Annotated in this window: 14 protein-coding genes; 7 read left to right on the forward strand and 7 right to left on the reverse strand. The window is 57.0% G+C overall.

The genetic code is table 11. The features are described from left to right. Window positions 1-2: 2 nt before the first annotated feature. Complete coding sequence (locus tag ACMGG5_RS01220; protein ID WP_420277374.1) at window positions 3-1,223, forward strand: MDR family MFS transporter; 1,221 nt, start codon at window positions 3-5, stop codon at window positions 1,221-1,223. A 5-nt stretch (window positions 1,224-1,228) separates the two neighbouring features. Here ACMGG5_RS01220 and ACMGG5_RS01225 read toward each other — a convergent pair whose 3' ends face one another. Next, window positions 1,229-1,573, reverse strand: a complete 345-nt coding sequence (locus ACMGG5_RS01225) for a nitrous oxide-stimulated promoter family protein (RefSeq protein ID WP_024909244.1) — start codon at window positions 1,571-1,573, stop codon at window positions 1,229-1,231. A gap of 175 nt (window positions 1,574-1,748) precedes the next feature. On the opposite strand from ACMGG5_RS01225, the gene ACMGG5_RS01230 reads away from it, so the two are divergent. Together ACMGG5_RS01230 and mutS are read left to right on the forward strand one after the other, a co-directional pair. Further along, complete coding sequence (locus ACMGG5_RS01230; protein WP_024909245.1) at window positions 1,749-1,979, forward strand: SymE family type I addiction module toxin; 231 nt, start codon at window positions 1,749-1,751, stop codon at window positions 1,977-1,979. Between the two features lie 113 nt (window positions 1,980-2,092). Beyond that, window positions 2,093-4,654, forward strand: coding sequence for a DNA mismatch repair protein MutS (gene mutS / locus ACMGG5_RS01235; RefSeq protein WP_024909246.1), 2,562 nt, complete (start codon window positions 2,093-2,095; stop codon window positions 4,652-4,654). A 139-nt stretch (window positions 4,655-4,793) separates the two neighbouring features. On the opposite strand, the gene ACMGG5_RS01240 is transcribed toward mutS, so the two are convergent. The 3 genes from ACMGG5_RS01240 to ACMGG5_RS01250 are packed head-to-tail and all read right to left on the reverse strand — an operon-like array spanning window position 4,794 to window position 7,045. Continuing rightward, a complete protein-coding gene (locus ACMGG5_RS01240) occupies window positions 4,794-5,015 on the reverse strand; it encodes a non-oxidative hydroxyarylic acid decarboxylases subunit D (RefSeq protein WP_003862116.1) in 222 nt (73 codons plus the stop codon). 10 nt (window positions 5,016-5,025) lie between these two features. Then, window positions 5,026-6,453, reverse strand: coding sequence for a non-oxidative hydroxyarylic acid decarboxylases subunit C (locus ACMGG5_RS01245; RefSeq protein ID WP_024909247.1), 1,428 nt, complete (start codon window positions 6,451-6,453; stop codon window positions 5,026-5,028). Beyond that, entirely contained in the window at window positions 6,443-7,045 is a 603-nt protein-coding gene (locus tag ACMGG5_RS01250; RefSeq protein WP_024909248.1) for a non-oxidative hydroxyarylic acid decarboxylases subunit B, read from the reverse strand. The genes ACMGG5_RS01245 and ACMGG5_RS01250 overlap by 11 nt, the downstream gene beginning before the upstream one ends. 171 nt (window positions 7,046-7,216) lie before the next feature. On the opposite strand from ACMGG5_RS01250, the gene ACMGG5_RS01255 reads away from it, so the two are divergent. Then, entirely contained in the window at window positions 7,217-7,624 is a 408-nt protein-coding gene (locus tag ACMGG5_RS01255) for a MarR family winged helix-turn-helix transcriptional regulator (protein ID WP_024909249.1), read from the forward strand. On the opposite strand, the gene ACMGG5_RS01260 is transcribed toward ACMGG5_RS01255, so the two are convergent. Beyond that, window positions 7,621-8,508, reverse strand: a complete 888-nt coding sequence (locus tag ACMGG5_RS01260; protein WP_267217540.1) for a LysR family transcriptional regulator — start codon at window positions 8,506-8,508, stop codon at window positions 7,621-7,623. The two genes, ACMGG5_RS01255 and ACMGG5_RS01260, sit on opposite strands and share 4 nt — an antisense overlap. A 108-nt stretch (window positions 8,509-8,616) precedes the next feature. Between ACMGG5_RS01260 and ACMGG5_RS01265 the strand changes: the two genes are divergently transcribed. Together ACMGG5_RS01265 and ACMGG5_RS01270 are read left to right on the forward strand one after the other, a co-directional pair. Further along, complete coding sequence (locus ACMGG5_RS01265) at window positions 8,617-9,819, forward strand: MFS transporter (protein WP_048990168.1); 1,203 nt, start codon at window positions 8,617-8,619, stop codon at window positions 9,817-9,819. Beyond that, window positions 9,816-10,196: a DUF4440 domain-containing protein gene (locus ACMGG5_RS01270; RefSeq protein ID WP_420277375.1), complete on the forward strand. Its 381-nt coding sequence runs from the start codon at window positions 9,816-9,818 to the stop codon at window positions 10,194-10,196. The genes ACMGG5_RS01265 and ACMGG5_RS01270 overlap by 4 nt, the downstream gene beginning before the upstream one ends. A gap of 51 nt (window positions 10,197-10,247) precedes the next feature. On the opposite strand, the gene rpoS is transcribed toward ACMGG5_RS01270, so the two are convergent. Together rpoS and nlpD are read right to left on the reverse strand one after the other, a co-directional pair. Then, entirely contained in the window at window positions 10,248-11,240 is a 993-nt protein-coding gene (gene rpoS, locus ACMGG5_RS01275; RefSeq protein ID WP_008499600.1) for an RNA polymerase sigma factor RpoS, read from the reverse strand. A gap of 59 nt (window positions 11,241-11,299) precedes the next feature. After that, window positions 11,300-12,373 carry a murein hydrolase activator NlpD gene (gene nlpD / locus ACMGG5_RS01280; protein WP_417927847.1) on the reverse strand — a complete coding sequence of 358 codons (1,074 nt, stop codon included), beginning with the start codon at window positions 12,371-12,373 and terminating at the stop codon, window positions 11,300-11,302. Between nlpD and ACMGG5_RS01285 the strand changes: the two genes are divergently transcribed. Further along, the gene (locus tag ACMGG5_RS01285) at window positions 12,315-12,446 is read left to right on the forward strand and encodes a peptidase (protein ID WP_240613107.1); all 132 of its coding nucleotides are present in this window, start codon (window positions 12,315-12,317) and stop codon (window positions 12,444-12,446) included. The two genes, nlpD and ACMGG5_RS01285, sit on opposite strands and share 59 nt — an antisense overlap. The last annotated feature ends 26 nt before the right edge of the window (window positions 12,447-12,472 follow it).

The following is a 12,472-nucleotide window of genomic DNA, read 5'->3' on the forward strand; positions in this document are numbered from 1 at the left end:
CGATGCTCCTTCGCCCCGCCACCACGCTCTGGCCGCCCGTCTTACTGGGTAGCCAGTTTGTTTTTAACATCGGCTTTTACGCCGTTGTCCCCTTCCTGGCAATATTCCTGCGCGACGATATGCTGCTCTCCGGCGGACTGATCGGGCTGATCCTCGGCCTGCGCACGTTCTCTCAGCAGGGGATGTTTATCGTCGGTGGTGCGCTCTCGGACAGGTTTGGCGCGAAAGTCGTTATCCTGAGCGGGTGCATGATTCGCGTTGCGGGCTATCTGCTGCTGGCGTTCGGAGGCTCGCTGTGGACGATTATTCTGGGCGCGTGCCTGACAGGCGTGGGCGGCGCGCTGTTTTCTCCGTCTATTGAGGCATTGCTGGCGAAAGCGGGCACGCACAGCGAGGCGAAAGGTAAACGAAGCCGGGCGGAGTGGTTCGCGCTATTTGCGGTCTGCGGGGAACTCGGTGCGGTACTGGGCCCGGTTGCCGGCGCCCTGCTCACCGGCCTGGGCTTTCGCCAGGTGGCGCTGGCGGGCGCAGGGGTCTTTATCGTTGCGCTGGTGGTGCTCTACTTTTGCCTGCCCGCGTTACGCCACGCCTCTCGGACGCTGAAGCTCGTTCCCTGGTGGACGACGTTCCGCCAGCCGCGCTTTGTCGCCTTTATCATTGCCTACAGCTCGTGGCTGTTAAGCTATAACCAGCTCTATCTGGCGCTGCCAGTGGAGATCCAGCGCTCTGGCGGTAACGAGAAAGATCTCGGCCCGCTTTTTATGCTGGCCTCGTTGCTGATCGTTGCATTACAGCTGCCGCTGGCGCGTTTCGCCCGGCGCGTGGGCGCGGTGAGGCTCCTGCCGGTAGGCTTTTTGCTGCTCTCCTCCGCCTTTGCGAGCGTGGCGATATTTGCCCCGATGACGCCGCAGGAAGGCTGGCTGCGCTTACTGCCCTCAGTCTGCTTTGTGACGCTGTTGACGCTGGGACAGATGCTGCTGGTGCCATCGGCTAAAGATCTGATCCCTCGGTTTGCGGAGGAATCAACGCTTGGCGCGCACTACGGCGCACTCGCCACCGCCGGAGGCATTGCGGTACTGGCAGGAAATCTGTTGTTTGGCAGCCTGCTGGATCGCGCGCTGGTGCCCTCAACGCAGGCAATGTATCCCTGGCTGCTGCTGGCCCTTTTCCCACTCTGCAGCGCGCTGGCCCTGAACGTGATTTGCCGCCCGCTGAGACGCTGAACCGATCACTTTTTCGGACGGTACTTCTCCGGCAGTTCCGGTACGGGACGACGATCATCAATCAGATGACGAACGGTCAGGATAGGATGACGCCATAACATACGCGGACCTGCCCAGCGCATAACCTGCTTCATCTCTTCACGTCTGGCAGGCTGGTAGCAGTGTACCGGACACTGCTTGCAGGCAGGCTTGTCCTCACCGAAAACGCACTTATCCAGGCGCTTATCGGCATACGCGTTGAGCGCCTGATAATGCCCTTCCTCCTGAGATGCCTGCGGACACTGCTTTTCATACAACGCGATCATTTTCGCGATGGTCTCTTTTTCTCGTGAGATGCGTTTACCGGACATAACGGCCTACCGAATAATAAAGTGCATTAATAATACACTTTTAAGTACTGTATTTCAGCGGTTGCATTTCGTTTCCTGAAGCCTGATTCCAGTTTTCACCCTGCACCGACCGATAATTACTGGTATTTTATACAGGCATCAGAAATGACCTTTGTCCGTGTTGTCTGGAGACCCTATGCAAGAGCTCGCGATCGGCAAACCCTATCGCCATTTAAAAGTGGGATATTTTAGAAAGCGCCATGAAGACCGCAATACCAAGATACCAAAGCGTTACAGCGTACATGCGGCGCTGAGCTTAAAAGGTGACTGGCTTGAAAAGGCGGGGTTTACGACCCATTCCAGAGTCAGAGTGGGCGTGGAGCATGGAAAAATTATCATTGAATTAATGTCGGAAGACGGCTCGTAAAGCCACGACATTTTTCTGCGCCGGACCTTTTTTTCATGCGACAATAGAAGGAACAAACGGCCACTGAGCCGATCAAAACGGTTTATATTCAAAGAAATGGACATCATAACTCCATGAGCACAATCGACAATTTCGACGCACATACGCCGATGATGCAGCAGTATCTGAAGCTGAAGGCACAGCATCCGGAAATCCTGCTGTTTTACCGTATGGGTGATTTTTACGAGCTGTTTTATGACGATGCTAAGCGTGCATCGCAGCTGCTCGACATCTCGTTGACCAAACGTGGCGCATCGGCAGGTGAACCCATCCCGATGGCAGGTATCCCGCACCACGCGGTAGAAAACTACCTGGCGAAACTGGTGAATCAGGGTGAGTCCGTCGCCATCTGCGAACAGATCGGCGATCCGGCGACCTCAAAAGGCCCGGTGGAACGCAAAGTCGTGCGCATCGTCACGCCTGGCACCATCAGTGATGAAGCCCTGTTACAGGAGCGCCAGGATAACCTGCTGGCAGCGCTGTGGCAGGACGGTAAAGGGTATGGCTACGCGACGCTGGATATCAGCTCCGGACGTTTTCGTCTGAGTGAACCGGCTGACCGTGAAACGATGGCAGCCGAACTGCAGCGTACCAACCCGGCAGAATTGCTCTATGCCGAAGATTTCGCCGAAATGGCGCTGATTGAAGGCCGTCGTGGGTTGCGTCGTCGTCCGCTGTGGGAATTCGAAATTGATACCGCCCGCCAGCAGCTGAATCTGCAGTTTGGCACCCGCGACCTGATTGGCTTTGGCGTTGAAAATGCCCCGCGCGGGCTGTGTGCGGCAGGGTGTCTCCTGCAGTACGTGAAAGATACCCAGCGCACCTCCCTGCCGCATATCCGCTCTATCACCATGGAGCGCCAGCAGGACAGCATCATCATGGATGCCGCCACGCGCCGTAATCTGGAGATCACGCAGAACCTGGCGGGTGGCGTAGAAAACACGCTCGCGTCGGTCCTCGACAGTACGGTAACGCCAATGGGCAGCCGCATGCTGAAACGCTGGCTGCATATGCCGATTCGCGATACCGCTACGCTGGTTTGCCGTCAGCAGACGATTGCCGCCCTGCAGGATCGCTATACCGAGCTGCAGCCTGTCCTGCGCCAGGTGGGCGATCTGGAGCGTATCCTGGCTCGTCTGGCGCTGCGCACGGCACGACCGCGCGACCTCGCGCGGATGCGTCATGCTTTCCAGCAGTTACCGGAACTCCGTGCACAGCTGAGCGACGTTGACAGCGCGCCGGTACAGAAACTCCGCGAAACCATGGGCGAATTTACCGAGCTACGCGAACTGCTGGAGCGCGCCATTATCGATGCGCCTCCGGTTCTGGTGCGTGATGGCGGCGTGATTGCCCCTGGCTACAACGAGGAACTGGACGAATGGCGCGCGCTGGCCGACGGTGCGACGGACTACCTCGACAAGCTGGAAATCCGCGAACGCGAACGTCTCGGGCTCGACACCCTGAAAGTGGGTTATAACGCGGTACACGGCTACTATATTCAGATCAGCCGCGGGCAGAGCCATTTGGCGCCGATTCACTACGTGCGTCGCCAGACGTTGAAAAACGCCGAACGCTACATCATTCCTGAACTGAAAGAGTACGAAGATAAAGTCCTTACCTCGAAGGGTAAAGCGCTGGCGCTGGAAAAACAGCTTTATGACGAGCTGTTCGACATGCTGATGCCGCACCTGGCCGACCTGCAGCTGAGCGCCAGCGCGCTGGCGGAACTGGACGTGCTGGTGAACCTGGCAGAACGCGCGGAAACGCTGAACTACACCTGCCCGACCTTTACCGACAAGCCTGGCATTCGTATCACTGAAGGTCGTCACCCTGTGGTAGAGCAGGTGCTGAATGAACCGTTCATCGCCAACCCGCTGAGCCTGTCACCGCAGAGAAGAATGCTGATCATTACCGGTCCGAACATGGGCGGTAAGAGTACCTATATGCGTCAGACGGCGCTGATTGCCCTGCTTGCCTATATCGGCAGCTACGTCCCGGCGCAAAACGTGGAGATTGGCCCCATCGACCGCATTTTTACCCGCGTCGGGGCAGCGGACGATCTGGCGAGCGGTCGCTCTACCTTCATGGTCGAGATGACCGAAACGGCAAACATTCTGCATAACGCGACGGAGCACAGCCTGGTGCTGATGGACGAAGTCGGACGCGGAACGTCAACCTATGACGGTTTGTCACTGGCATGGGCCTGTGCGGAAAGCCTCGCGAATAAAATCAAGGCCATGACGCTGTTCGCTACCCACTACTTCGAGCTGACGCAGCTGCCGGAGAAAATGGAAGGGGTTGCGAACGTTCATCTGGATGCGCTGGAGCACGGCGATACCATTGCCTTCATGCACACGGTGCAGGATGGCGCGGCGAGCAAGAGCTATGGCCTGGCCGTCGCGGCGCTGGCAGGTGTACCGAAAGAGGTGATCAAGCGCGCGCGTCAGAAACTGCGTGAACTGGAAAGCCTCTCACCGAATGCGGCGGCGACGCAGATTGATGGTACGCAGATGTCGCTGCTGGTACCGGCGGAAGAGACATCGCCTGCCGTGGAAGCGCTGGAAAACCTCGATCCGGATTCACTGACGCCACGTCAGGCGCTGGAGTGGATTTATCGTTTGAAGAGTCTGGTTTAGTTCTCTGCGGTCTTTTGCCCGGTGGCGCTGCGCTTACCGGGCCTACGGGTTTTGTAGGCCGGGTAAGGCGAAGCCGCCACCCGGCAAAACAGACCGCACGATGTTATCGCCCGGTAAGCGCAGCGCCACCGGGCTTTTTTTACAACAGCGGCGGGATCGTCGGCACCTGAGGCGCCTCATCAATATCCTTCTGCGTCATGCGGAACGCTTCCGGATAATGCTCACGGCTGGTACGACGCAACGGTTCAGTGTCGCGCCAGGTATACAAACAATGCTGGCACTGGTAAACGGTCCAGACCCCTTTTACCGGCGACGTCGCCATCACTTCAATATGCTCATCGGCACAACGTGGACAAATCATCTTTTCCTCCTTATTGGCGTGCTGCCAGCATCGCGGTCAGTTTTTCGGCCCAGGCTTTGGTTTCTGGGAGATCCTGTACCGGCTGGCTATAGTGGCCACGGGTGTCCGGTGCGACAGGCGTAGTGGCATCGATAATCAGTTTGTCGGTAATGCCCGCCGGGCTGGATCCAGGATCCAGTTCCAGCACCGACATGTTCGGCAGTTGCACCAAATCCCCTGCAGGATTCACTTTCGATGACAGCGCCCACATCACCTGCGGGAGGTTGAACGGATCGACATCCTCATCCACCACGATCACCATCTTCACGTAGCCCAGACCGTGCGGCGTGGTCATGGCACGTAAACCGACCGCGCGGGCAAAACCGCCGTAACGTTTTTTGGTGGAGATAATCGCCAGCAGACCGTGGGTGTACATCGCGTTAACCGCCTGCACTTCCGGGAATTCTGCTTTCAGCTGCTGGTAGAGCGGCACGCAGGTAGCCGGTCCCATCAGATAGTCGATCTCGGTCCACGGCATGCCAAGGTAAAGGGATTCGAAAATCGGTTTGGTGCGGTAAGAGACTTTGTCGATACGGACAACCGTCATGTTACGGCCACCGGAGTAGTGCCCGGTAAACTCGCCGAAAGGCCCTTCGATTTCACGCTTGCGGCCTTCAATCACCCCTTCCAGGATCACTTCAGAACCCCACGGCACGTCGAAGCCGGTCAGCGGCGCGGTGGCAATAGGGTACGGGCTTTCACGCAGCGCGCCGGCCATTTCATACTCGGACTGATCGTATTTCAGCGGCGTGGCGCCCATCAGGGTGATGATCGGGTCGTTGCCGAGGGTAATCGCAATCGGCAGGTCTTCGCCGCGCTCTTCCGCTTTGTGCAGATGCAGAGCGATATCGTGCATCGGTACCGGCTGCAGGCCGAGCTTGCGCTTGCCCTTCACTTCCATGCGGTAGATCCCGACGTTTTGCTTGCCGAAGTGATCCGGGTCGAGCGGATCGCGCGAGACGACACACGCTTTATCGAGATAAAAGCCCCCGTCACCGTCGTTCAGACGGAACAGCGGCAGAATATCGAACAGGTTGATGTCTTCACCGTCCACCGTATTCTGCGCCCAGGCCGGGTTAGCGCGGCGCTCCGGTGTGACGGGGAATTTATCCCAGCGGCGGATAAACTCGTCGATCTGTTTTTTTACCGGAGTGTTCGCCGGCAGCCCCATCGAAATGGCGTGGTTCTGCCAGGAGCCGATGGTGTTCATCACCACGCGGGCATCGGTAAAGCCACGAATGTTGTCGAACCACAGCGCGGGCGCGCCGTCGCCAATGCGGCCGGTCGCGTTGGCTGCCGCTGCCAGATCGGGCTCAGCGTTTACCTCTTCCTCAATTTTCAGCAGTTGCCCTTGCTCATCGAGCGCCTGGAGGAAGCTTCTCAAATCATCAAATGCCATCTTTATTCTCCTGTGAAAAATGTTTCGCCTCCCGCAGCCCGTTCCAGCGTCGCGCCTTTTTATGCTCCAGACCGAACTGGTCGAGCACGCGGGTCACAATATGCTGGGTAATGTCATCTGCGGTCTGAGGGTGGTTGTAATACGCAGGCATAGGCGGCACCATCGCCACGCCCATGCGGGAGAGCGCAAGCATGTTCTCAAGATGAATGGTGCTGAGCGGCGTTTCACGGGGAACCAGCACCAGCTTGCGCCCCTCTTTCAACACCACATCCGCCGCACGTCCCACCAGCCCTTCGGCGTAACCCGCGCGGATACCCGCCAGCGTTTTCATGCTGCAGGGAATGACGATCATGCCGTCGGTGCGAAACGAGCCGGAAGAGATAGTGGCGGCCTGGTCAGCCGGGCTGTGGACAACGTCAGCCAGCGCAGCGACGTCCTGCGCGGTGTAAGGCGTTTCCAGCTCAATGGTGGTTTTTGCCCACTTAGACATCACCAGATGGGTTTCCACCTCCGGCATGTCACGCAGTGCCTGCAATAAAGCCACACCCAGCGGCGCGCCCGTTGCTCCCGTCATTCCTACTATCAATCTCATTCATCACCTCAACAATTTGTTCGTACACGAACATTATAAATAAGCTACTCCAGGATTGTTTTTCTGACAAGATCGTTCGCATACGATCACACGAATGGCTAAAAAATGCCGCGTTAAAATTGAGAGCAATAGCGGCTATCATAGGGGGAGATTTTTTCCGTCGGAGTGTTCATGGAACTAAGACAAGAGGCGTTCCACCTGTTACGTCAGCTTTTTCAACAGCATACCGCGCAGTGGCAACATGCCTTGCCGGAACTGACCAAGCCACAGTATGCGGTGATGCGCTCCATTGCCGAGCATCCGGGCATTGAACAGGTGGCATTGACTGAAGTCGCGGTCAGCACGAAAGCGACCCTGGCGGAGATGCTCAGCCGCATGGAGGCGCGTGGTCTGGTTAAACGCGAGCACGACCCTGCGGATAAGCGCCGTCGCTTTGTCTTCCTGACGCCAGAAGGGGAAGCCCTGCTTGCAGACTGCAAGCCGGTAGGCAATGAGGTTGATGAGGCCTTTTTAGGCCGTCTAAGCAAGGCCGAGCGGGAGCAGTTCTCGGCGCTCATTAAAAAAATGATGCACGATTAATTCACGCTAGTGCGCATAAAATCGATAAAGGTGCGCACTTTCGCTGACACATGCCGGGCATCAGGATACACCGCATAGATACCCTGCCGCGCAAAGGTATATTCCGGTAATACCGGGGCCAGTTTTCCAGCATCAAGCGCACCGCGTACCAGCCATTCCGGCAGTAACGCCACCCCACCGCCTGCGAGCGCAAAAGCCATAAGGGCCTGAGCGCTGTCGGCAAACAGGCGCGGCGCTTGTTTTATCTCCAGTATTTCAGGCGCACCGCTGGCATCTCTCACCTGCCAGCGCAGCGGCGAGGCCAGGCGCTCGTGAATAATCCAGTCCGCGTGGGCCAGCTGCGCAAGCGTTTCTATCGGATGGTTAACGAGCCACCCGGGCGTCGCCACAGGGATAATAGAAAAGTGCGAAATCAGCGCGGCGTGGTTGCGCGAATCGGCAAGCGTTCCCAGCCGGATGGCCACGTCAAAGCGCTCCGAGATAAGGTCGGCGTGCAGGGACGACGAAGCATGTCGTACGCGAAGCTCCGGGTGCTGCTGGCTAAATCTGGCCAGCAGCGGCACCACCACCTGTGAGCCATACTCGGGCGTAGTGGTGATCCGCAGTTCGCCAGTAAGCCCCGCATGATTCGCACGGACATCATCCTGCAGCCGTTCGGCGTCCTTCAGAAGCGCCACGCTGCGCTGATGAAAAAGCGCGCCCGCCTCGGTTAACGTCAGTCGACGGGTGGAGCGCAGCAGCAGCGTAACGCCCAGCTCATCTTCAAGCTGGCGAATATTGAAGCTGACGACCGCTTTTGTCAGCCCCATCGCCTCGGCGGCCGCCGTAAAACTGCCGGTGTCGGCCACCGCGACAAACATCTGCGTCCGCTGCAGGTTAATCATCATCACGCCCTTTACTGTCAAAATATTTTTGACAGTATATCGCGCTTTGTCAGGTTTATCCGTGATTACCGAGCCGATACGATACGCCACCTCACCGGAGGATCCACCATGACGTATCGCAGCAAAGTCGCCGTCGTTTATCTGCTGGGCTTTTTTCTTGATTTGATCAACATGTTCATTGCCAGCGTCGCGTTCCCGGCAATGGCCCACGCCTTTAACGCCACGCCTTCGGCCCTTACCTGGGTTAGTAACGGGTACATTGCCGGCCTGACGCTGGTGATCCCGTTTAGCAGCGTGCTCACGCGCCGCATCGGGCCCAAGCGCGTCATCCTGCTCTCGCTTTTTCTGTTTAGCGCAGCCTCCGCAGCGGCGGGCCTGTCTGCAACGCTTGAAAGTCTGATCGCCTGGCGAGTGCTTCAGGGCGTGGGAGGAGGCTTACTGATCCCCGTCGGACAGGCGCTGACCTGGCAACAGTATAACCCTCACGAGCGTGCCAGACTCTCCTCGGCGGTGATGCTGGTCGCGCTGCTTGCCCCGGCCTGCTCCCCGGCTGTCGGCGGCGTGCTGGTGCAGACGCTGGGCTGGCGATGGATCTTTTTCGCTACGCTACCGGTCGCTATCGTGACCTTTGCTCTAGCGTGCCTGTGGCTTAAACACGAAAAACCCACGATGAAAGCGGCCAGACTGCTAAACCTGCCCTTGCTCGCGGACCCGCTTTTGCGTTTTTCCATGCTTGTTTATTTATGCGTTCCTGGCGTATTTATTGGGGTGAGCGTCACGGGCATGTTTTATCTTCAGCACGTGGCGAACATGAGCCCAGCCGCAACGGGGATGCTCATGCTGCCGTGGTCCGTGGCATCGTTTATCGCCATCACGGCAACGGGACGTTATTTTAACCGTATCGGTCCCCGGCCGCTGATCGTCATCGGCTGCCTGTTGCAGGCCACGGGTATCCTGCTATTGATTAACATCAGTTCGGCTACGCTGCTGCCTGCCGTTGCGTTTACCCTGATGGGCGCGGGAGGAAGCCTGTGCAGCAGTACGGCTCAGAGCAGCGCGTTTCTGACAACGCGACGGGATGAGATGCCGGATGCCAGCGCGCTGTGGAATCTCAATCGTCAGCTGAGCTTTTTTGCCGGTGCCCTGCTGCTTGCCCAAGTGCTGAACCTGGCTCAGGCGTGGCTGCCACCGCTCGCCGCCTGGCACGGGATGTTTATTTTTGCAGCAGGCATGACCTTGCTGCCTGTACTGTATGTTTTTCGTCTTAACAATTCGCAGGTGCTCACCCAGCTGCGACAGGAGAATTCATGACGCCTTTCGAACACGACATTATCGACCTCCACATTGCGCTTGAAGACTGGTTAGGCAAAGGTGAAGGTGATTCCGACGCCCTGCTCGCCCGTTTCCGTCCCGATTTTCTGATGATCCCGCCGGGCGGTGTGCAGATCGACTATAGCGGCCTGGCCAGTTTTCTGGAAAAACAGCGCGGAAGCCGTCCCGGGCTGAAAATTGTCATTGACGAATTAACCACGATCCAAAGCGGCGAACGGGGTGCTGTGCTTCACTACCGGGAGACGCAAACCCGTCCAGACCTGCCCGTCAACGTGCGCTGGTCGACCGCGGTGCTCAATCAGGAAGGCGATCGGATAGTGTGGCGTCTGCTGCACGAGACGGCGGCACAGCCGTAACACAAAAGAAAAAGGCCCGTCTCACGACGGGCCTTTTTGACGAAAGGTTGCTTATTCGCGGAACAGCGCTTCGATATTCAGACCTTGCCCCTGCAGGATTTCACGCAGGCGGCGCAGACCTTCAACCTGAATCTGACGAACACGTTCACGGGTCAGGCCAATTTCGCGGCCGACGTCTTCCAGTGTCGCAGCTTCATACCCCAGTAAACCGAAACGACGTGCCAGCACTTCACGCTGTTTGGCGTTCAGTTCGAACAGCCATTTGACGATGCTCTGTTTCATGTCATCGTCCTGCGTGGTGTCTTCCGGGCCGTTGTCTTTTTCATCGGCCAGGATGTCCAGCAGCGCTTTTTCGGAGTCGCCACCCAGCGGGGTGTCAACGGAGGTAATGCGCTCGTTGAGACGCAGCATACGGCTTACGTCATCAACCGGTTTATCGAGTTGTTCGGCAATTTCTTCTGCGCTCGGCTCGTGGTCCAGCTTATGGGACAACTCGCGCGCGGTGCGCAGATAAACGTTCAACTCTTTGACGATGTGGATCGGCAGGCGGATCGTACGGGTCTGGTTCATAATAGCCCGTTCGATGGTCTGACGAATCCACCAGGTCGCGTAGGTTGAGAAACGGAACCCGCGTTCCGGGTCAAACTTCTCAACTGCGCGGATGAGACCCAGGTTGCCCTCTTCAATCAGATCCAGCAGAGCCAGACCACGATTGCCGTAACGGCGGGCAATTTTCACGACCAGTCGCAGGTTACTTTCAATCATGCGACGACGCGAGGCCACATCACCACGCAAAGCACGACGTGCGAAATAGACTTCTTCTTCGGCCGTTAGCAGTGGGGAGTAACCAATCTCCCCAAGGTAAAGCTGAGTCGCGTCCAGTACACGCTGTGTGGCACCCTGCGATAACAGCTCTTCTTCAGCCAAATCGTTATCACTGGGTTCCTCTTCTACTAAGGCTTTTTCGTCAAAAGCCTCTACTCCGTTCTCATCAAATTCCGCGTCTTCATTTAAATCATGAACTTTCAGCGTATTCTGACTCATAAGGTGGCTCCTACCCGTGATCCCTGAACGAGACACCCTGGCTGGCATGCCCCGTCAAATTATCGCTGCGGCAAGTACTGCAGCGGGTTTACGGATTTCCCCTTGTAACGAATTTCAAAATGCAAGCGTGTAGAACTGGTTCCGGTGCTACCCATGGTAGCGATTTTTTGCCCCGCCTTAACTTCTTGTTGTTCCCGGACCAGCATTGTGTCGTTATGGGCGTAGGCACTCAGGTAATCATCGTTATGTTTGATGATAATAAGATTACCGTAACCGCGCAGAGCGTTACCGGCATACACAACGCGTCCATCTGCGGTCGCGATGATAGCCTGTCCTTTACTCCCTGCGATATCGATCCCTTTATTTCCCCCTTCGGAGGAAGAGAAGTTTTCGATAACCTTGCCGTCAGTCGGCCAGCGCCATGCAGAAATCGGCGAACTGGAGGTCATACTGCTGGCAGTCGGTTCAGTAGAGCTAACCACAGGTGCCGTAACCGGTGCTGTGACAGCAGTCGCAGTCCCTTTATTATTCGGCAACATTTTGTTAGCAGTCTGATCACCTGAATCCTCAGAATACGTAATTACAGGTTGTGAAGCAACCACCGTGGTGGATTTTTGTGCAGGCTTAACGCTGTTATTCTGCGCCGTCACATCGGCCGCGGAAACGGTGTTGCCAGGGGTCAGCGGCGTGCCCGTCGCGTTACCCACCTGGAGCGTTTGCCCGACTTCCAGACCGTATGGGGCCTGGACGTTATTGCGCTGCGCGAGGTCACGGAAATCGTTCCCGGTGATCCACGCAATGTAGAACAGCGTATCGCCGCGTTTCACGGTATAGGTGCTGCCACCGGTGTAGCTGCCTTTCGGAATGTTCCCATACTGGCGGTTATAGACTATGCGGCCATTTTGGGTCTGAACAGGTTGTTCAACTGGCTGAACCTGCATTGGCTGTGTAACAGGATGTTGCACAGGCTGAATTTGTGGTGTTTTCTGCGGCGCAGCCGTCCCCATTTTAGGTGGCGGCGTGATTAACATTCCGCTGGACGTGTTACCGGAGCCGCTGTTTCCGCCGACGGAACTGACGGGCGCAGGCGCGTTGTTAGAACTTGTACAACCTGCCAGCCAGAGCGAAACCAGTGATAATGCCGCAACACGGCTGATGGTGAATTTAGGGCTTCCCGCGCTCATTTATCCCCCAGGAATGTTTTAACTACCAGTGACTTAAAATTTACCGTG

It is taken from the genome of Enterobacter sp. BNK-34 (assembly GCF_048684445.1).
GTDB classification, from domain to species: domain Bacteria; phylum Pseudomonadota; class Gammaproteobacteria; order Enterobacterales; family Enterobacteriaceae; genus Enterobacter; species Enterobacter pseudoroggenkampii.